Source organism: Arcobacter sp. L (assembly GCF_000284235.1).
In the GTDB taxonomy this organism is placed as follows: Bacteria; Campylobacterota; Campylobacteria; order Campylobacterales; family Arcobacteraceae; genus Aliarcobacter; species Aliarcobacter defluvii.
Map to the genome: position 1 here is coordinate 392384 of NC_017192.1, position 19431 is coordinate 411814.

Sequence of the window (19431 nt, forward strand, 5' to 3'; positions counted from 1 at the left end):
AATAATCGCTTATTACTAATAAAGGTATAACTTGAAAGTTGGTGTATTTGATTCTGGGCTTGGAGGATTAACAGTTCTAAAATCTATTTTAAAAGTTTTTAGAAATGCTGAGATTTTCTATATTGCTGATACAGCGTATGCTCCTTATGGAGAAAAAAGTTCTCAAGAGATTTTAGATAGATGTGATAAAATCACAACTTATTTACTTGAAAATTATGGAATAGAAGCTTTAATTGTTGCATGTAACACTGCAACAAGTGCTGCAATTAAACACTTAAGAGAAAAATATCCTTTTCTTATAGTAATTGGAACAGAACCAGGAATTAAGCCAGCTATTTTAAATACAAAAACATCAAATATAGGAATTCTTGCAACAAAGGCTACATTAAAAGGTGATAAATATCAACTCTTAGTAGATAAACTATCTTCTATAAAAGAGGTAAAACTTTATGAACAAGCTTGTGTTGGTTTGGTTGAACAGATAGAAAAAGGTGAAATAAATAGTTTAAAAACTTATGATATGTTAGAAAATTGGTTAAAACCAATGAAACATAATAATGTAGATACGATAGTTCTGGGATGCACTCATTATCCTTTAGTTGATAAACTAATAAAAGAAATTATGGGTGAAGATGTTACTTTAATTGAAACAGGTGATGCAATTGCGAAAAGACTTTTATGTTTAAGTGATGAAAAAGCTCATCATATAAATCAAGGTGATTTAAAAATTTTGATTTTACATACAGGAAATATAAATATAAATATGATACAAATTGTTTTAGAAAATAAAAATATTGAAATTAGGAAATGTGAAATATGAATAATGAAAACTTAGAAGATAAAGTTTTAGCTTTAAAATATAGACCTCGAAGATTTGAGGATTTAGTTGGACAAAGTACAGTTTCGCAAACTTTATCTTTAGCATTAGATTTGAATAGATTATCACATGCTTACCTTTTTTCAGGTTTAAGAGGAAGTGGTAAAACAAGTACTGCAAGAATTATGGCAAAAGCTTTATTATGTTCAAATGGTCCTACTTCAAAACCTTGTGAAGTTTGTCCTAATTGTATTAGTGCAAATTCAAATAGACATCTTGATATTATTGAAATGGATGCTGCAAGTAATCGTGGAATTGATGATATTAAAGATTTAATTGAGCATACAAAATATAAACCAAGTAGCGCAAGATTTAAAGTATTTATCATCGATGAAGTTCATATGCTTACAACTCAAGCTTTTAATGCTTTATTAAAAACTTTAGAAGAACCTCCTGGATTTGTAAAATTTATACTTGCAACAACTGACCCTCTAAAACTTCCTGCAACAATTCTTTCTAGAACACAACATTTTAGATTTAATAAAATAGCACAAAGTGATGTTATTCATCATTTATCACATATCTTAAATGAAGAAAATATTGATTTTGAAAAAGATGCATTAGAAATACTTGCAAGAAGTGGACAAGGAAGTTTAAGAGATACATTAACACTTCTTGACCAAGCTATAATTTTTTCAAAAGGAAAAGTAAATACAACAAGTGTTGTTGATATGTTAGGACTTATTGATCCAAAACTAATGGATAATATTTTTTCAATCATTTTAAATAAGGGTGATGTAAATGAAATTATCAAAGAGTTAGAAATATATGAAGTTTCTCAAATTTGTGATGAAATGACAATTTATCTAAAAGATAAAATGATTTCAAAAGATAGAAGATTTGATTTACTTTTATTTGATAGATTCTTTAGAATTTTAAGTGATGCTAAACATTTATTAGCAATAAATAGTGATGGAACTTTTGTATTAATTTTAACATTTATGAAAATGATGGAAGCTACGAATTTAAAATCTATTGATGATATTATCAATCAAGTAGAAAAAATAGAAGCAAAAAAAGATTTAATTGTAGAAAAACCAATTATTGAAAAAATAGTGGAAAAACCAATTTTAGAAAAAATTGAAATAGTTGAAGAGATAAAAGTTGAAGAAAAAACATTAGTTATTGAAGAAGAGACAAAAATAGAGGAAGTTACTCCTTTTGATGAGGTTATGATAGAAACTAATAATATTATAGATTTAGGTATTATGGATTCTATTGAGACTGTGGATTATTCAACTCCTTTTGATGAATTACCTATTCAAAAACCTGAAGAAATTGAAATAAAAAATAAACAAATAGAAGAAATAAAAGAGATAGAAATAGAAGAAATTCCTTTTGAAAAAGAGGTTTCTGTTAATGTAATGCAAGAGATAGAAGTAGTTCCTTTTGAAGATGAAGTTGAAGAAGAAATTTCTTTAAAAAATGAGTTATATGAACAGTTAACATCAAAAGTTTATGATAGAGATTATGCTTTAGGAGAATGTTTTGAAAAGAATTTTATTTTCAATGGATTTGAAAATAATAAACTTTTTATAATCTCTTATGCACAAGATGAAGATAGAAAGCTTTTATATAAACATTTTGGGATTATAAAAACTTTTGCTCAAGATATTTTTGGAAATGATGTTGAACTAGATTTTAAAAAGGAAGAACCCTCCGTACTAGAAACAAAAGAAGAAATTAATTTAGTTAAAGAAGAAACTGAAAAGAATAAAGAAAATTTTGATGAAGATGAAACAAACCAAACAGCTACAGAAGAAACAAGTTCTATGTTAGAAGCTATTGAGATGGGTGCAGGTTGTGTAGCAGATATGACTAAAAGTTCTGTTGTAAGACCTTCTCAAAAAGAGTTAGAATTAAATGATATTTTAAATTCTAAAATGCTTGATAAAGCAAAAGAATTATTTGATATCAGAAAAATTACAGTAAAAGCAAGAAGTTAGAATATTAACTTTTTATTAATGTAAAAAAGATAGACTAATCCCTAATTTTTAAAAAGGAAAAATTATATGAATAAGCTTTCAAAGATATTATCGTTAAGTGTGCTATTATCAGCAACTTTATATGCAAATAGTGGTGATGATGTTGTTGTAAATTTTGAAAAAACAAGAGTAGCTCAAAATCCAAATGTAAAAGTAAATGACGTAAAAGTAAATACAAAAAAAGAGTTACCTCTTAGTGGATGGAATGGATACATTTTGGATGTTCAAGCAAATGTTCAAGGTAAAGAAATTAATGTAAAAGATATTTTATTCAGTGATGGTAAATATATTGCTTTAGATTTAATTGATTCTAAAACAGGAAAATCATTGAAAGATGTAGTTACTCCGAATTTAACAGCTAAATATTATGATAAATCAAAATTAATAGCAGGAAATCACAATGCAAAAGACAAAATTGTAATTTTTTCTGACCCACTTTGTCCATTTTGTATAGATTATGTTCCTGATGTTATAAATTATGTAAATAAAAATAGTGATAATGTAGCTTTATATTATTATCATTTCCCATTAATTGGATTACATCCAGCAGCTGCACCTCTAGCAAAAATAATAGAAGTTGCAAAAAGTAAAGGTTTAAAAGATGTTGAGTTAAAAACATATCAAATAAATTGGGAACCATATTTTACAGCAAAATCAACTGATGAGAAAAAAATCTTAGAAGCATTTAATAAAGAGTTTAAAACAGATATTAAACTTGAAGAGATTAATACAAAAGAAGTAAATGAAAATCTTCAAAAAGATATGTCAATGGGCGAAGAAGTTATGGTTCAAGGAACACCAACTATATTTGTAAATGGAGTAAAAGATTCTTCAAGACAAAAATATGAAACTTTAGGGAAAAAATAAATTTTATAAGAAGGTAATATGGAAAAATTAGTAATAGCAACAAGAAGAAGTCAATTAGCTCTTTGGCAAAGTGAATATGTAAAATCACTACTTTTAGAACACTATCCTGATATGCAAATAGAATTACAAGAATTTGTAACAAAGGGTGATAAAATATTAGATGTTCCTCTTGCTAAGATAGGTGGAAAAGGGCTTTTTACAAAAGAACTTGAAGTTGCAATGTTAGAAGGAAGTGCACATCTTGCAGTTCATTCATTAAAAGATGTACCAACTCAATTTGAAGATGGATTAACTCTTGCTGCTGTTACTAAAAGATTTGACCCAAGAGATGCAATTTTAAGTAATAAATATAGTTCTATTGAAGAATTACCTCAAGGTGCAGTTGTAGGAACTACAAGTTTAAGAAGAAGAATGGCTTTAAAAATTTTAAGACCAGATATTGTACTTAAAGATTTAAGAGGTAATATAAATACTAGAATTGCTAAATTAAATGCAGGTGAATATGATGCAATTATACTTGCAGCTACTGGTATTCAAAAGCTAAAAATTGAAAATGAAGTTAAATACTTCAATCCAATTTCAACTGATGTTATGATTCCATCAATGGGACAAGCTACACTTGGAATTGAAACTACAAATAATCCAGAAGTATTAGAAATAGTAAAAGTATTAAATGATGAAAATGCTCATATCGAATCAACAATTGAGCGAAGTTTTGTAGATACATTACAAGGTGGTTGTCAAGTTCCAATAGGTGTAAAAGCAACAATTATTGATAAAAATTCTATAAGAGTTCAAGCAATTGTAGGAATGCCAGATGGCAGTGAATATCTAAGTGAAGATATAACTGCTGATATTAAAGATTATGAAAAAATTGGACAAAATTTAGCTCAAACTTTTATAGACCAAGGTGCAAAAGATTTATTAGAAAGAGCAGAAAAAACAGCTTTTAAATAAAAGAATTGTAAAATATTTTTTACCATTTTAAGGAGAGAGAAAATGAGAATAAATATTGATGATGCACTTTTTTGTTTGGTTGATGTTCAAGAAAAATTATTTCCACACATTGCAAATAAAGAAGAACTAGAAAAGAATTTATTGATTTTAGTAAAAGGTTTGAAAGTTTTAAATATTCCTTTTATTGTAAATGAGCAGTATAAAAAAGGAATAGGTGAAACAATTCCTTCTTTAAAAGAATTAGTTGATTCTTATCCTTCATTTGAAAAAACTACTTTTTCATGTTGTCAAAATGAACCAACAATGGATGCGATTAAAGCTACTAATAAAAAAGTAGTTATTGTTGCCGGAATTGAAACACATGTTTGTGTTTTACAAACTTGTATTGATTTAATAGAAGCTGGATTCGAAGTTGTTTTAGTAACGGATTGTTGTAGCTCTAGAAAACAAAAAGATACTGATATTGCTTTCCAAAGATTGATTCAATCAGGAGTTATTCCAACTACTTATGAATCTTTATTATTTGAATTAACTTTAAATGCAAAAAACCCTTGTTTTAAAGAAATCTCAAGCTTAGTAAAATAGAATTTTCTATTTTACTATAGAATTTTTTCCCTCTTTTTTTGCTTTATACATTTTTTTATCTGCAAGATTTAATATTTCGTCATATGAATTAAAATCTTTATTAAATTCAACTAATCCAATACTTAGCGTAATCTTACCAAATTTTGTTGTTAAGAATTTTCTTGATGTTAGATTCATAATTCTTTCCATATATTCATAAGCATAATTTAATGGTGTATTTAAACTAATAATACAAAATTCTTCTCCACCAAGCCTAAAAATATAGTCTATTCCTTTTCTTGATTCTTCTTTCAAAATATCTGCAAAATATTTTAATACAAAATCTCCACCATCATGACCAAATTTATCATTTATACTTTTAAAATTATCTATATCTATGTAAGCTAAAGTTGCTTGTGTAGATGCTCTTTTTACTTGAGCAAAAATATCTGAGCAAATTTTTACAAAATATCTTCTATTGTATAAAGTTGTTAATGTATCAGTAATTGTCAACTCTTCTAATTGTTTTCTTATAAGAAGATTTTCTTTTTCTAAAGCAATTCTTCTTGTTTCTCTTTCAATTTTTCTTGAATAAATTAATGCAATATCATTTAATTCTTCAGGTAAATCTCTTACTTTTTTTGAATAAATTGCGATATGTCCTATACAATTATTTTTACCATCGGTTATTGGAATACCATAAAAACTTTCATATTTTTCATTTATTACATCCAGAAAGTTGTATTGTACATGCTCTTTTATTTTTATAATTTTATTGTCAAAAACAAATTTACCAGGAACACCATTTAGGTCTATTATTTTAGGAATTTTTGTATTTGTAGAGTAAATAACTTCAACTTTTGTAGTTGGTGAATAATCAATAGCTTTTGTAATATAAACTAAATCAGCTTGAAATAATTTTTTTATTTCAATTGCAGTTTTAGCTATAAATTCATCACCTGTATGATAAGATGTTATTTCTAAGATCGATTTTAAAGCTTCATATGGATTGAATTTGAATTTATTATCCAAAATTTTTGCTCCATTAAATTTTTGGATTATATTAGCATAAAATTTTTAATTAGAAATAAAAAAAGGTCTAGATATAACCTAGACCTTTTTTCAAATAAGGAAATTAGAATTATTCCATTGTACCAGCTGGAACGAATACATTTCCTTCCATAATTATTCTAGCACTTCTACTCATAGTTGCTTTATCAACAACATATTTTCCATTTTCTTGTTTGATAACTGCACCAACTTTTAAAGTTCCAGATGGGTGACCAAATTCAACAGCAGTTTTTTCTCCACCACCAGCAGCTAAGTTAACTAAAGTTCCAGGAATACAAGCAGCAACACCAATAGCAACCGAAGCAGTTCCCATCATAGCGTGGTGTAATTTTTGCATAGATAAAGCACGTACATGTAAATCAATTTCATCTGCTTTAACCTCTTTACCACTAGAAGTTGTAAAATCAGATTTAGGTGCAACAAATGCAATTTTTGGAGTATGTTGTCTTGTTTCTGCTTCTTTTAAATCAGAGATTAATCCCATTTTTAAAGCAGCATAAGATCTGATTACTTCAAATCTTGCAAGTGCTTCGGCATCATTGTTTATATCAACTTGTAATTCAGTTCCTTTATATCCAATATCAGCTGCATTAACAAAACAAGTAGGAATACCAGCAGTAATCATAGTTGCTTTAAATGTACCAATTCCTGGAACTTCTAAATCATCAACTAAATTTCCAGTTGGGAATAATTCTTCACTTGGGTCAACAGGTTCAGCAAATTCTAAAACGATTTCTTCTGCTGGGAAGGCAACACCATCAATGTAGTAATCACCCATTTCTTTAACCATTCCATCAACCATAGTTACATAACACAAAATAGTTTTTTTGATATTTGCTTGCCAAATTCTTACACAACAAACACCATTTTCAGGTACATTATCAACTAATCCTTCTTTAATAGCAAATGGACCAACTGCACTTGATAAGTTCCCACAGTTTCCACTCATGTCTACAAAATCTTTATCAATTGCAACTTGACAGAAATAGTAATCTACATCATGATTTGGAACAGTTGATTTACCTACTAAAATTGCTTTTGAAGTAGAAGAAGTAGCTCCTCCCATACCATCCATTTGTTGTTTATAAACATCAGGACTTCCTACAATTCTTTGAAGTAGTCTATCTCTTTTTTTTGGGTCTTCTTGAGCTTCTTTTGGTAAGTCTGCAATATTAAAGAAAGTACCTTTTGATGTACCACCTCTCATATATGTAGCTTTAACTTTAAATTGTGGTTTATAATTACTCATATTTTAGTTCCTTAAAAATTAGTTTTTTGATTTTAAAAACTGTTAAAAAAAATCTTTTGATTTCTTTCAACAGTTTTATATTCTAAAAAGCATCAATGATGCTTTTTAGATATTTAATTATTTTGAAGATGCAATAACATCTTTAGCGAATTTTTGTAAAATACCACCATTTTTGTAAACTTCAACTTCAGCAGAAGTATCTAATCTACATAAAACTTTGAATTTAACAACTTCACCATTTGCTCTTGTCATTACAACAGTTAAATCACATCTTGGAGTAATTTCACCTTCAATATCAAATGTTTCAGAACCATCAATATTATAAGTATGTCTTGTTTCTCCATCTTTGAATTGTAATGGTAATACACCCATTCCAACTAAATTAGTTCTGTGAATTCTTTCAATTGATTCAGCAATTAATACTTCAACACCTGCAAGTCTTACACCTTTAGCTGCCCAGTCTCTTGATGAACCTTGTCCATAGTTAGTTCCAGCAATAATAATTAAAGGTTGTTTTCTATTTGTGTAAGTTTCAATTGCTTCCCACATTCTAGATTCTTTACCTTCTGGCATAATCATTGTTAATGAACCTTGTTTAACTGTTCCATCTGGATTTTTAACCATTTCGTTAAAAAGTTTTGGATTTGCTAATGTAGCTCTTGATGCTGTATGATGATCTCCTCTATGCGTAGCATAAGAGTTTAAGTCTTCAACAGGTAATCCCATTTTTAAACAATATTCACCAGATGCAGATGTTGGTAAAATTGCATTTGATGGAGATAAGTGATCCGTTGTAATATTATCTGGGAATACACCTAATGGTCTCATACCTTTTAGTGCTGGCATTTGCATATATTCATCTTCCCAATAAGGAGGTTTATTTATATATGTAGATTTTGTATTCCATTTATAGAATGGATCAACTTTAATACCTGCTAATCCATTTCTTGCGAACATTGGATCATAAATTTTTGCAAACATTTCTGGTTTTACAGCAGAATTAACAACTGCATCAACTTCAGCATCAGTTGGCCATAAATCTTTTAGTTTAATATCATTTCCATTTTTATCTTTACCTAAAACACCATTTTCAATATCAAATCTAATAGTTCCTGCTAATGCATATGCAATAACAAGTGCAGGAGATGCTAAAAATGCTTCTTTTACATAAGGGTGGATTCTTCCATCAAAGTTTCTATTTCCTGATAATACAGCTGTTGTATAAATATTGTTATCAACTGCCTCTTTTTGGATTTTAGGATCTAATGCACCTGACATACCATTACAAGTAGTACATGCAAATCCAACAATACCAAATCCTAATTTTTCTAATTCAGGTAATAATCCAGCCTCTTTTAAATAAAGTTCTGCAACTTTTGAACCTGGTGCTAAAGAAGATTTAACCCATGGTTTTCTAGTTAATCCAAGCTCATTTGCTTTTTTTGCAAGTAAACCAGCAGCAACAACATTTCTAGGATTTGAAGTATTTGTACAAGATGTAATTGCAGCAATTAAAATAGCACCATCTGGCATTTTATCACCATCAATTTTGAAATCTTTGATAATTCCTTCAGCTTTTAATGTTGAAGTTGGAACTAATTTATGTGGTTTAGAAGGACCAGCTAAACTTCTTGTAACAGATGTTAAATCAAATTTTAAAGTTCTTGCATATGTAGCTTGCTCAAATGCATCTGCCCATAAACCATTTGCTTTAGCATAAGTTTCAACTAATTTAATTTGTTCAGGACTTCTACCAGTTACTCTTAAGTAATCAATAGTTTGTTCATCAATTGCAAACATTCCCGCACTAGCACCGTATTCAGGAGTCATATTAGCAATAGTAGCTCTATCACCTAAATTAAGGTATTTAATACCAGGTCCAAAGAATTCTAAGTAAGCAGAAATTACGTTGTTTTCTCTTAAAAAAGAAGTTAAAGATAATGCAATATCTGTTGCTGTAATACCTTCAGCTCTTGTTCCAACAATTTCAACACCGATAATTTCAGGAACTCTCATATAAGAAGGATTTCCTAACATTACATTTTCAGCTTCTAATCCACCAACACCAACAGCGATAACTCCAAGTGCATCAACGTGAGGAGTATGTGAATCTGTTCCTACTAATGTATCTGGACTTGCTATACCATTAATGTTGTGAATAACAGGAGACATTTTCTCAAGGTTAATTTGGTGCATAATACCATTACCTGGAGGGATAACATCTACGTTATTGAATGCTTCTTTAGTCCAGTTAATAAAGTGGAATCTATCTGCATTTCTTCTATCTTCAATATCTCTATTTTTTTGGAATGCATCTGGATCATATCCACCACATTCAACTGCTAATGAGTGGTCAACAATTAATTGAGTAGGAACAACAGGATTAACTTTATCAGGATTTCCACCTTTTGATGCTACAGCTTCTCTAAGACCTGCTAAGTCAACAAATGCTGTTAATCCTAGAATATCATGACAGATTACTCTTGATGGATACCAAGGGAAATCTTTATCAGTTCTTTTTTCAATTAATTGAATAAGTGAATCTTTTAAATCTTCACTTGGACATTTTCTTATTAAGTTTTCAGCTAAAACTCTTGATGTATAGTTAAGTTTTGCAAAAGAACCTGGAGTAATGTCTTCAACAGCACTTTTTACATCATAATATTTAACATCTAAACCATCTAGTTGTTTAAGATATTTTTCGTTTGTCATTGTTTTTATATCCATATTTTGAAGTTTATTATTGAGAATTTGGAATATTTAATATTCACCAGTTTTTTAAGTTAGCAAAAAGCTAACTTAAATTTGAAAATAAAATTATTTTCTATCTTCTAAAGAAACAAATGCTCTTGGCTCAGGTCCAGTATATTCAGAACTTGGTCTGATAATTCTGTTATTTGCTCTTTGTTCAAATGCATGAGCTGCCCATCCAGCTGCTCTTGACATAATGAATAATGGTGTATAGTATAATCTTTCGATTTCCATATAGTGGTAAATTAATCCACCAAAGAAGTCGATATTATCTGGTAAACCTTTATCAGCTTTTACTTTGTCTCTAATTGCTTTTGCAATATCAAATAGTTTTGGATCAGAAGTTTCTAATTCTCTTAATTCTGAAGCTAATTCAAAACCTACTGGAGATCTTGGGTCTAAGTTTCTATAAACTCTATGTCCAAATCCCATGATTTTTTCTTTTTTTGCAAATAATTCATCAACTGATTTTAATGCGTGTTCAACATTATCAAATTGTAATACAAATTTGATAGCAACTTCGTTAGCTCCACCATGTAAGTGACCTTTTAAAGTTCCAATTCCAGTTGTCATACAAGAATAAATATCTGATAATGTAGAAGCTGTAATTCTATTTGCAAATGTAGAAGCATTAAATTCATGCTCTGCATATAAAGTTAACATTGCATTCATAGCTTTAACTTCAACTGCTTTTGGTTTAGTTTCTTTTAATCTTTCTAAGATATAACCAGCAATTGTAGTTTCTTCAGAAATTAAATCAATTTCTTTACCATGTTTATGCCAGTGATGCCAGTAAACTAAAAATGATGGGAATGCACCTAATAATCTAATGATTTTTGCCATTTGATCAGAAAAATCTTCTGCTTCTGGTTCAACACAACCTAAAGCAGAAGTTGCAGTTTTCATAACATCCATTGGATGAGAAGAAGCTGGAATTGATTTTAATACGTTTTTAACGCTAATTGGTAATTCTCTTCCTGCAATAATTTTTCTTCTGAAGTCTTTTAATTGTGCTTTATTTGGTAATTCACCAACTAATAATAAGTATGCAACTTCTTCAAAATCTGCTTTTAAAGCTAAATCTGCAATATCATATCCTCTATAATTAAGTCCATTTCCTAATCCACAAGTACAAATTGCTGAAGTTCCAGCTGTAACACCTGCTAATCCACCCATATTTTCTCCTTAGTTTTATTTATTCAAATTTTATTTTAAGTAAAGCTAATTATTTAGCTTTACCTTTTGAAAATAATTCATCCATTTTTTGCTCATAAGCATGGTAATTTAACATATCGTATAATTCCATTCTTGTTTGCATTGTTCCTAGAACACCTTCTTGTGTACCTTTTTCTTTTAATTCTTGATATACAGTTAAAGCAGCTTTATTCATCGCTCTGAATGCTGATAATGGATATAGAACCATTGAAATACCAACTGAAGCTAATTCTTCTGTTGTAAACATTGGAGTTGCACCAAATTCAGTAATATTTGCTAATACTGGAACTTTGATTACATCTGTAAATTCTTTATATTCTTTTAAAGTGTGAATTGCTTCAGCAAAAATCATATCTGCACCAGCTTCAACATAAGCTTTTGCTCTATCAATTGCAGCTTGTTGACCTTCACTTGCGTGAGCATCTGTTCTAGCAATAATTACAAACTCAGGGTCAAGTTGCATTTTAGCATCTACAGCAGCTCTAATTCTATCGCACATTTCTTCTGTTGAAACTAATTCTTTATTTGGTCTGTGACCACATCTTTTAGCAGCAACTTGATCTTCAATATGAAGTCCAGCAGCACCATATCTGATGAATTCTTTAACAGTTCTTGCAATATTAAATGCATGTCCCCAACCAGTATCAGCATCCACGATTAATGGTGTATCACAGATAGAAGTAATTCTTCTAATATCAATACATACATCTTCTAACATTGTCATACCTAAGTCTGGTAAACCATAAGAAGCGTTTGCAATACCTCCACCTGATAAATAGATAGCTTTGTGTCCAGCTCTTGTAGCTTGTAATGCTTGATAAGCATTAATTGTTCCTACGATTTGTAAAGGAGACTCTTCTTTTAAGGCTTCTCTAAATTTTTTTCCTGCGCTCATACACATCCTTTAAATTTAAGTTGACTGTCATTATACATAATTTAGACATTCAAGTAGTGTATTATTTTTGAAACAGAAAATACAATTTCTTTTAAAAATATAGTTAAATGTACAAAAGTTGCTTTTTTTATAAAAAATGGTACAATAATACAAATATTAAATATAAGGTTTACTATGAATTATAAAAATTCAATTGAAAAATTTATAGAAATTTTTAAAAGATCAAACTTAAGTATTTCTAAATTTGCTTCTATGATAAATAAAGATAGAAGGACTGTAACATCGTGGATTGATAATGTTACAGATATAGAACCAAATAAAGATATAAAAGAAAAAATTTGTCAAATTTTTAGGTATCCTGATTATATTTGGGAAGAGGGGTGTAATGGTGAAGAGTTCTTAAAATCAATTACACAAATACCACAAAAAGAAGTAAGAATTATAGATGAAGATTATTATGGAAGATTAAAATACATTATGGAAATGGAAAAAAATAGAAGATTTGTTATTCAAGCACAATTTCCAGGACCAATGTACAGAGATTCTGCTGTACAAAAAGTGTACAAATCAACAACTAGCACAGAGATTGAAGAGTTAAAACAAGCAAGAATTGATCAAATGTTAAGATATGATTATGACACAACTGAATGGTATTCTATTAAATCAATATTATCTTTTTGTTTTGCAATTATTGGGAATTTTTATACTAAAGAAGAAAAGATAAAAATTTTAGAATTGATTTATGAACTTTTTAATAATAACTATAATAAAAAACTTTTTTTATTTGATTCTTACTCAAGAAAAATTTATGGAATGGAAACAACATATATTTCAATAAATGTAAAACAAAAAGTATTATTCTTTAAATCACCAATTGAATCAGTTTTTATTGAAATTAGAAATAAATCTTTAGTTGAAAGAATGCATAAGTATTATAGTTCTCCTATTGAAGCTCCTTCTCACGTAAATTTTTTAGAATCAGTTAAAATTATAAAAATATTACAAGATGCTTTGAAATATGGTAATGACATAAAACAAGCATACGAAACAATAAATCGTGAAACAAATTATGGTGAACTTTTTTATAATAATCTTAGTGTTGATTTACAAAAAGAAGTAACTCCACCAAAAGCAGGTCAAAGAAGAAATTAAAGGATAAATATGAAAATAGTAATTTTAGATAGAGCAACTTTAGGATTTGATATTGATGTATCAATTTTTGAAAAATATGGAGAAGTTACTTCTTATGATGTAACAAAAAACGAAAAAACGAAAGAAAGAATAAAAGATGCAGATATTGTTCTTACTAATAAAGTTGTTATTGGTAAAGATGAAATGGATGATTCAAATGTAAAACTTATTTGTATCACTGCAACAGGAACAAATAATGTAGATTTAGTTTATGCAAAAGAAAAAGGAATAGAAGTGAAAAATGTGGCTGGATATTCAACTTCAAGTGTTGTTCAAGTTGCTTTTTCTATGATTTTTTATTTTGTTCAAAAATTAAATTATTACAAAACTTATGTAGATGAGGGAAAATGGCAAAAATCAAAAATTTTTACTCATATAGATAAACCATTTTATGAACTTGATAAAAAAAGAGTTGGAGTTATAGGACTTGGTGAAATAGGGCGAAATCTAGCAAAAAAAGCACGAGCTTTTGATTGTGAAGTAGTTTATTATTCAACAAGTGGAAAAAACACTAATAGTGAATATAAACAAGTAAGTCTTGATGAGTTACTAAAAACAAGTGATATTATTTCTATTCATGCACCATTAAATGAAAATACAAAAGATTTATTAAATTATGAAAATATGAAAAATATGAAAAAAGGTGCAATTTTACTAAATCTTGGTCGTGGTGGAATTATCAATGAAAATGATTTGGCAAAACTTATAGATGAAAAAGAGATTTATTGTGGGATTGATGTTGTAAATAAAGAACCAATTGAAGAGTCAAATCCACTTTTAAAAGTTAAAAATAAAGATAGACTTTTATTAACTCCACATATTGGTTGGGCAAGTATTGAAGCTAGAACAAGACTTGTAGAAATGGTTGCCCAAAATATAGAAGAGTTTATTTTCTAAAGAAAAATCTGAAAAGTTTTTGAAAAAAAGATAATCTCTTTTTTTCAATCTTTTCTTTTACTTCTTTTGATAACTCTTCTAAATTTCTTGGTTCATAAAGGTGTTTTTTTGATATATCCATTATTTCTTCTCACCTAAATAGTTTTGAATTTCTCTTATAGCTTCTTCATTTTTTATTGTAAATTTAATCTCTATTCTTCTTGAGGCATCTTTATCTTCAACACCATTTTTATCTAAAATTAAATCAGATGATGAACGCCCACTAGAATTTACATAAGTTGATAAAAGATTTTTATCTATGATATTAGAATCATATAAAAACTGCATAACTGCATGTGCTCTTTGTTGAGATAATGAAAGATTTGAAAGATATGTTCCATCACTATTAGTATGTCCTTCAATAGTGATACTTTCAATATATTTTTTCATCTCTTTATCACCAAGAAGAGTGTTTAAATATTTTTTCAAAGTATTACTTAACTCTTTTTTTGCATTTTCTTTTAAAATATAAGAGTTTTGGTCAAATAAAATATTTGAAGAGAATTTTATAGCTCCACTTTTTTCATCAATATTTATTGATTTTCCTAGTTTTTCTTTTAGTTTTGCAATAACTGTTAATTTTATACCTGTTAAGTTTTTGATTTTTAATTTTGCTATATCAAACTCTTCAACCATTTTTTGATGAATTTGTGTTTGAACTAATAACTTATCAGCAAGCATAGTTAACTCTTCATCTTTTAAACTTATCATATTTGTTTTTTCAGTTAATTCTGCTGATAATTTTTCATTTTTATCTTTTTCATCTTTTACATTTAATTCATACTCTAAAAGTAAAGCTTTTAGTTTTTCGATTTCTGCAAGATTTAAAGAGATTTTATTATCTTTATCTTTTATTTCAGATGCTGCTTTATCTAAATCACTTTTTGTTGTTTCATATAGATTTTTTGCTTTTGCTAATTCATAAAAAAGTTTAGATTTTGCCTCTTCACTTGAGTTTAAAGCTGCTTTTTCTTTTTCTAAATTACTTTGTGTATAAACATATTTTATTACAATAGCTCCAATTACTAAGATGAATACAAAAAGTAATCCAGCCATCAAATCAGCATAAGATATCCAAAAGTTTTCATCATTTTTTTGCTCTTTATTGTACATTTTTTACTACTTTGATATTTCTTTAAATTCTTTAAAATCTTTTATGATTTTTGTAGTTTCTTCATCAATCAATTCAAGAGAGTTTTTTAATCTATTTTCAATATTTTCATCATACTCTTCTAAACCTTTTTTGAATTTCCATTCAACTTTTTCCATATCAGCTTTCATAGTTTCAATACTTTTTACAATATTTGTATAGATTGCTTTTAGATTATCCGAACTTAAATTACCCATATGAGAATTTAGTTTTTCTATATTTGCATTTAATAATTCTGCATTTAAAGCATATAAATCTTTTTGTTTTTCAAAACTTTTTATTGTTGTTTGCATATTTAAAGTCATATCTTTTAACATAATTGATAATTTCTCATTATTATCAATATTTTCTGCAATTTTAGAAGATAAAATCAACTCTTTTTTCAAGATCTCTTCTAAAACTTCGAATCTGTGTTCGATTGAAGAATTAATATTATCTAAAATATCACTTGATGTTAATTGATTAAATACTTCACTCATTTTTGTAAAATTATCTAAATTACTTTTTATATGGATTGATTCGATATCAACTTTTGTCCAGAAAAAATGTTTCGTATTTTCTTTAATTACAAATGTATCATGGTCAAATCTACTCATCCCAATTTTTTCAAAGAATATCCACCAAATTGATAAAAAGATACCATAAATAGAAACATAAAATGCAGTTCCCACTCCACCTAAAAGCTTTGAAATTTCACCTTCTAATGCACTTGTTGTTCCAGATGTAAAATCAGGCATACTAAGAGCAATAGAGATAAAAGTTCCTAAAATCCCTAATGTTGGAAAAATCCCAGAAGCAATTGATGAAAAATTTGTATTTCTTATGTTACTTGTGTAATCTTTTAAAAAGTCATCTACACTTCCATTTGCTTTTGTTGTTTCACCAATAGTTAATAAATTTTTATTGATATACTCTTTTAAATTAAAAGCTAACTCATAATATTGTGTTCTAAACTTACAAGAAACATAATATGCATTATGTTTTACAAAAAATAGATAAATAAAAAATATAAAACCAATTAAAACAACACTATGAATCTCTACTTTCAAAGGAAAATATCCCAAAAAACACAATAAAATAATTGCAAATAAAGCAGCAGGCACAGTAAGTAGTGTAAAAATCCTAGATTGAGGTTTACAAGTCGTGTAAAATTTTGAATTTAGTTCAATAAAATCATCATCTGTGAACATGAACATTCCTTATAATGTTAATTAATATAAAACTGGAAGTTTAGCATATTATTATATTAAAAGGTAAATTTTTTATAACTAAAAATAACATTATAAATAAATTTACAACAATTAAAAGGTAAAATGCTAAAAAACAAAGAAAGAATAAAAAGTAATATTATGCTAAAAAATATTTTAACTCTATTATTTATCACATCATATATTTATGCTTCAGAAGAAAAATATACTATTTCAGTTTGTGTAACTTCTAATCTTGAAAATGCACTTGTATGTAAAAAAAGAATTTTTGACAAAATGCAAGGAGATGTTTTTATCGTAAAAGATAAAAAAGAAAAATTTCATACATATTTAAATATTTATTCTAATAAAGAAGAAGCACTTATTGCTATTAAATCAACTTCATCTTATGTAAAAAAACAAAAACCTTATGTGAAATTATTAGAAAATGAAGTTTTGTTTTCTAAATCAAAAAACAAAATATTTATTGATTTAAATAATCCAATTAAACCTATTGTTGAAACAATTGTTGTAAAAAAAGAGAATATTGCTGATATAAAAGAAGAAAAAAAAGAAGAGAAGAAAAAATTTAAAGAAGAATTTCCCTTAGTTTCAGTTGTTCCAAATATGGAAGAGTTGAAACTTGTAGGTTCTTATCCTTTTCCTGAAGGGAAAAAATTTGTAGATGATGATGTGATTATAGAAGAAAAACCTGAGATAAAAGAAGAACCAATTCAAAAAGAAGTTGTTTTAGAAGAAAAAAATGATGTTTCAGATGAAACACCATATGAAGAAGAAATAAGACAAATTAGTATGGATGAATTTGATAAAGCTTATGAAGAGGAAGAAGAAAAAGTTCAAAAAATAACAAAAAGTTATGAGAAAATAAAACCAGTAAAAAAAGAGATGAAAAAAGTTAGTTTACCAAAAAAAGAAAAAGAAGAGGTAGATTACAGTTCAAATGTTTTAGATTATCAACAGCTGATAATTGAGGTTGATTCTGTAACAAATTATATGACAGTAAAAGCTCAAATAAATGACCATTTACAAAAAATAAAAACATATAGAGTTTCAACTGGGAAAAAAGATGTAAAAAAACCATTTGGGGTTGGAAAAATTTCTCAGATTTCTTTAAATCCAGTTTGGTATCCAACAGCTGATACAATAAAAAGTTTTAGAAAAAGAGGAATTTATCTTCCTTCTGTTGTACCTCCTGGAGATAAATACAACTATATGGGAGCTGCAAAAATAAATCTTACACATATTGTTGATGGGAAAAATACTTTTAGAATACATGGTACTTTAAATGAAAAAACAATAGGAACTAATGAATCAGCAGGATGTATAAGAATGAAAAATAGTGATGTTTTACAACTTGCAAATTTAATAAATGATTTTGCAAGTATGAAAAGTATGGATAAAGTAAAAGTTGTTTTGAAGTGATAATTTGAGTTATGAAGATTATATTAAATAAAGAGTAGAATCAAATATCAAAATATAAAGGATAAGATTATGCAAAATATGTCAAAAATGATTAGATTAGGTTTAGTAGTTGCTGGTACTTTATCAGTTATAACAAGTAGTGTTATTGCTGAAGATTTACCAAATCGAGGTCCAATAGAATTTTCAACTTATGATATAAATAACGATGGATTTGTAAGTGAAAAAGAGTTTAATGAAATAAGAGAAAAAAGAATGGAGCAAAAAGCATCAGCTGGAATGCCTATGAAAAATGCAATCAATGCTCCTGATTTTACTTCTTTAGATACAAATAAAGATGGAAAATTAACTGAACTTGAGTTATTAAAAGGTCAAAATAAACAAATGCAACTTAACCAAGGCAATAGGGGAATGGGGCAAGGAATAAATGGTAAGGGTATGGGAAAAGGTTACAATATGCCAGCATTTGAAAGTTTTGATTTAAATAATGATGGAAAAATTAGTGAAAAAGAGATGGAAGAAGTTAGAGAAAAAAGAATGGAACAAAAAGCATCTGAAGGAAAAATGATGAGAAATATTGGTAATCAACAAATGTTTTCAGATATCGATACAAATAATGATGGAAATATAACTAAAGAAGAGTTCTTAAATCATCAAATGAAACAAAGACAATAATTTTATATTGAGGGTGTTTTTGCACCCTCAATATTTACTATGAGTTTTTTTATTCACATATTTACTTTTGCAATGTTATTAAAACTAAGATTTTGAGAAATAAAAGCTCTCTTGAAAACTTGAAAGTTTCCGCTTTCTCTTACTTTTTGGTCTCAAAAAAGTAAGCAAAAAAGACTGCCGAATTGATGAAGGCAAAGCTTCCTAAGGTTTCAGTCTTTTTTTTCTGCGTTGCGGAACTTGTCGAAAAAGTGCATTTAGCACTTTTCTCTCCTCAAACAGTCCTCACTTTTCACCGAAATAAAAGCCAAAAATCTTAGCTTCATCAAAGGCAGAAATTCCTAGTGTTCAAACTATCTTTCTAAAATTGAGTTTAGAAAAGTTGTTAGTCAAAAAATCAAAAATGCAAATGTCCTTATCCCCA

17 protein-coding genes are annotated in these 19431 nt (G+C 27.8%); 9 read left to right on the top strand and 8 right to left on the bottom strand.

Annotation, left to right across the window (positions count from 1 at the left end):
• Positions 1-31: 31 nt before the first annotated feature.
• The 5 genes from murI (at position 32) to ABLL_RS02140 (ending at position 5271) form a co-directional block, all read left to right on the top strand.
• A complete protein-coding gene (murI, locus tag ABLL_RS02120) occupies positions 32-820 on the top strand; it encodes a glutamate racemase (protein WP_014473129.1) in 789 nt (262 codons plus the stop codon).
• A complete protein-coding gene (locus ABLL_RS02125) occupies positions 817-2823 on the top strand; it encodes a DNA polymerase III subunit gamma/tau (RefSeq protein ID WP_014473130.1) in 2007 nt (668 codons plus the stop codon). Before murI ends, ABLL_RS02125 begins: the two co-directional genes overlap by 4 nt.
• A 66-nt stretch (positions 2824-2889) precedes the next feature.
• Positions 2890-3729, top strand: a complete 840-nt coding sequence (locus tag ABLL_RS02130) for a thioredoxin domain-containing protein (protein WP_014473131.1) — start codon at positions 2890-2892, stop codon at positions 3727-3729.
• 18 nt (positions 3730-3747) lie between these two features.
• On the top strand, positions 3748-4686 hold the full coding sequence (gene hemC, locus ABLL_RS02135; protein ID WP_014473132.1) for a hydroxymethylbilane synthase: 939 nt from the start codon (positions 3748-3750) through the stop codon (positions 4684-4686).
• Positions 4687-4728: 42 nt separating this feature from the next.
• Positions 4729-5271: a hydrolase gene (locus tag ABLL_RS02140; protein ID WP_014473133.1), complete on the top strand. Its 543-nt coding sequence runs from the start codon at positions 4729-4731 to the stop codon at positions 5269-5271.
• 6 nt (positions 5272-5277) lie between these two features.
• On the opposite strand, the gene ABLL_RS14605 is transcribed toward ABLL_RS02140, so the two are convergent.
• The 5 genes from ABLL_RS14605 to prpB form a co-directional block, all read right to left on the bottom strand.
• Positions 5278-6282, bottom strand: coding sequence for a GGDEF domain-containing protein (locus ABLL_RS14605; protein WP_014473134.1), 1005 nt, complete (start codon positions 6280-6282; stop codon positions 5278-5280).
• Between the two features lie 109 nt (positions 6283-6391).
• The gene (gene prpF / locus ABLL_RS02150) at positions 6392-7570 is read right to left on the bottom strand and encodes a 2-methylaconitate cis-trans isomerase PrpF (RefSeq protein ID WP_014473135.1); all 1179 of its coding nucleotides are present in this window, start codon (positions 7568-7570) and stop codon (positions 6392-6394) included.
• Between the two features lie 117 nt (positions 7571-7687).
• The gene (gene acnD / locus ABLL_RS02155; protein ID WP_258239363.1) at positions 7688-10297 is read right to left on the bottom strand and encodes a Fe/S-dependent 2-methylisocitrate dehydratase AcnD; all 2610 of its coding nucleotides are present in this window, start codon (positions 10295-10297) and stop codon (positions 7688-7690) included.
• A 90-nt stretch (positions 10298-10387) separates the two neighbouring features.
• On the bottom strand, positions 10388-11497 hold the full coding sequence (locus tag ABLL_RS02160; RefSeq protein WP_014473137.1) for a citrate/2-methylcitrate synthase: 1110 nt from the start codon (positions 11495-11497) through the stop codon (positions 10388-10390).
• Positions 11498-11546: 49 nt separating this feature from the next.
• Positions 11547-12431 carry a methylisocitrate lyase gene (gene prpB, locus ABLL_RS02165; RefSeq protein WP_014473138.1) on the bottom strand — a complete coding sequence of 295 codons (885 nt, stop codon included), beginning with the start codon at positions 12429-12431 and terminating at the stop codon, positions 11547-11549.
• A gap of 174 nt (positions 12432-12605) precedes the next feature.
• On the opposite strand from prpB, the gene ABLL_RS02170 reads away from it, so the two are divergent.
• Both ABLL_RS02170 and ABLL_RS02175 read left to right on the top strand, forming a co-directional pair.
• Complete coding sequence (locus tag ABLL_RS02170; RefSeq protein WP_014473139.1) at positions 12606-13583, top strand: hypothetical protein; 978 nt, start codon at positions 12606-12608, stop codon at positions 13581-13583.
• Between the two features lie 9 nt (positions 13584-13592).
• A complete protein-coding gene (locus ABLL_RS02175; protein WP_014473140.1) occupies positions 13593-14519 on the top strand; it encodes a D-2-hydroxyacid dehydrogenase in 927 nt (308 codons plus the stop codon).
• Here ABLL_RS02175 and ABLL_RS15150 read toward each other — a convergent pair.
• From ABLL_RS15150 to ABLL_RS02185, 3 genes are read right to left on the bottom strand one after another with little or no spacing between them, the layout of a single operon-like run.
• Positions 14509-14640, bottom strand: coding sequence for a hypothetical protein (locus ABLL_RS15150; RefSeq protein WP_014473141.1), 132 nt, complete (start codon positions 14638-14640; stop codon positions 14509-14511). The two genes, ABLL_RS02175 and ABLL_RS15150, sit on opposite strands and share 11 nt — an antisense overlap.
• Positions 14640-15671: an OmpA family protein gene (locus tag ABLL_RS02180; RefSeq protein WP_014473142.1), complete on the bottom strand. Its 1032-nt coding sequence runs from the start codon at positions 15669-15671 to the stop codon at positions 14640-14642. Before ABLL_RS02180 ends, ABLL_RS15150 begins: the two co-directional genes overlap by 1 nt.
• 6 nt (positions 15672-15677) lie before the next feature.
• On the bottom strand, positions 15678-16898 hold the full coding sequence (locus ABLL_RS02185; protein ID WP_014473143.1) for a MotA/TolQ/ExbB proton channel family protein: 1221 nt from the start codon (positions 16896-16898) through the stop codon (positions 15678-15680).
• Between the two features lie 123 nt (positions 16899-17021).
• Between ABLL_RS02185 and ABLL_RS02190 the strand changes: the two genes are divergently transcribed.
• Positions 17022-18338, top strand: a complete 1317-nt coding sequence (locus ABLL_RS02190; protein WP_014473144.1) for a L,D-transpeptidase — start codon at positions 17022-17024, stop codon at positions 18336-18338.
• A 69-nt stretch (positions 18339-18407) separates the two neighbouring features.
• Positions 18408-19010: an EF-hand domain-containing protein gene (locus ABLL_RS02195; RefSeq protein WP_014473145.1), complete on the top strand. Its 603-nt coding sequence runs from the start codon at positions 18408-18410 to the stop codon at positions 19008-19010.
• Positions 19011-19431 lie beyond the last annotated feature (421 nt).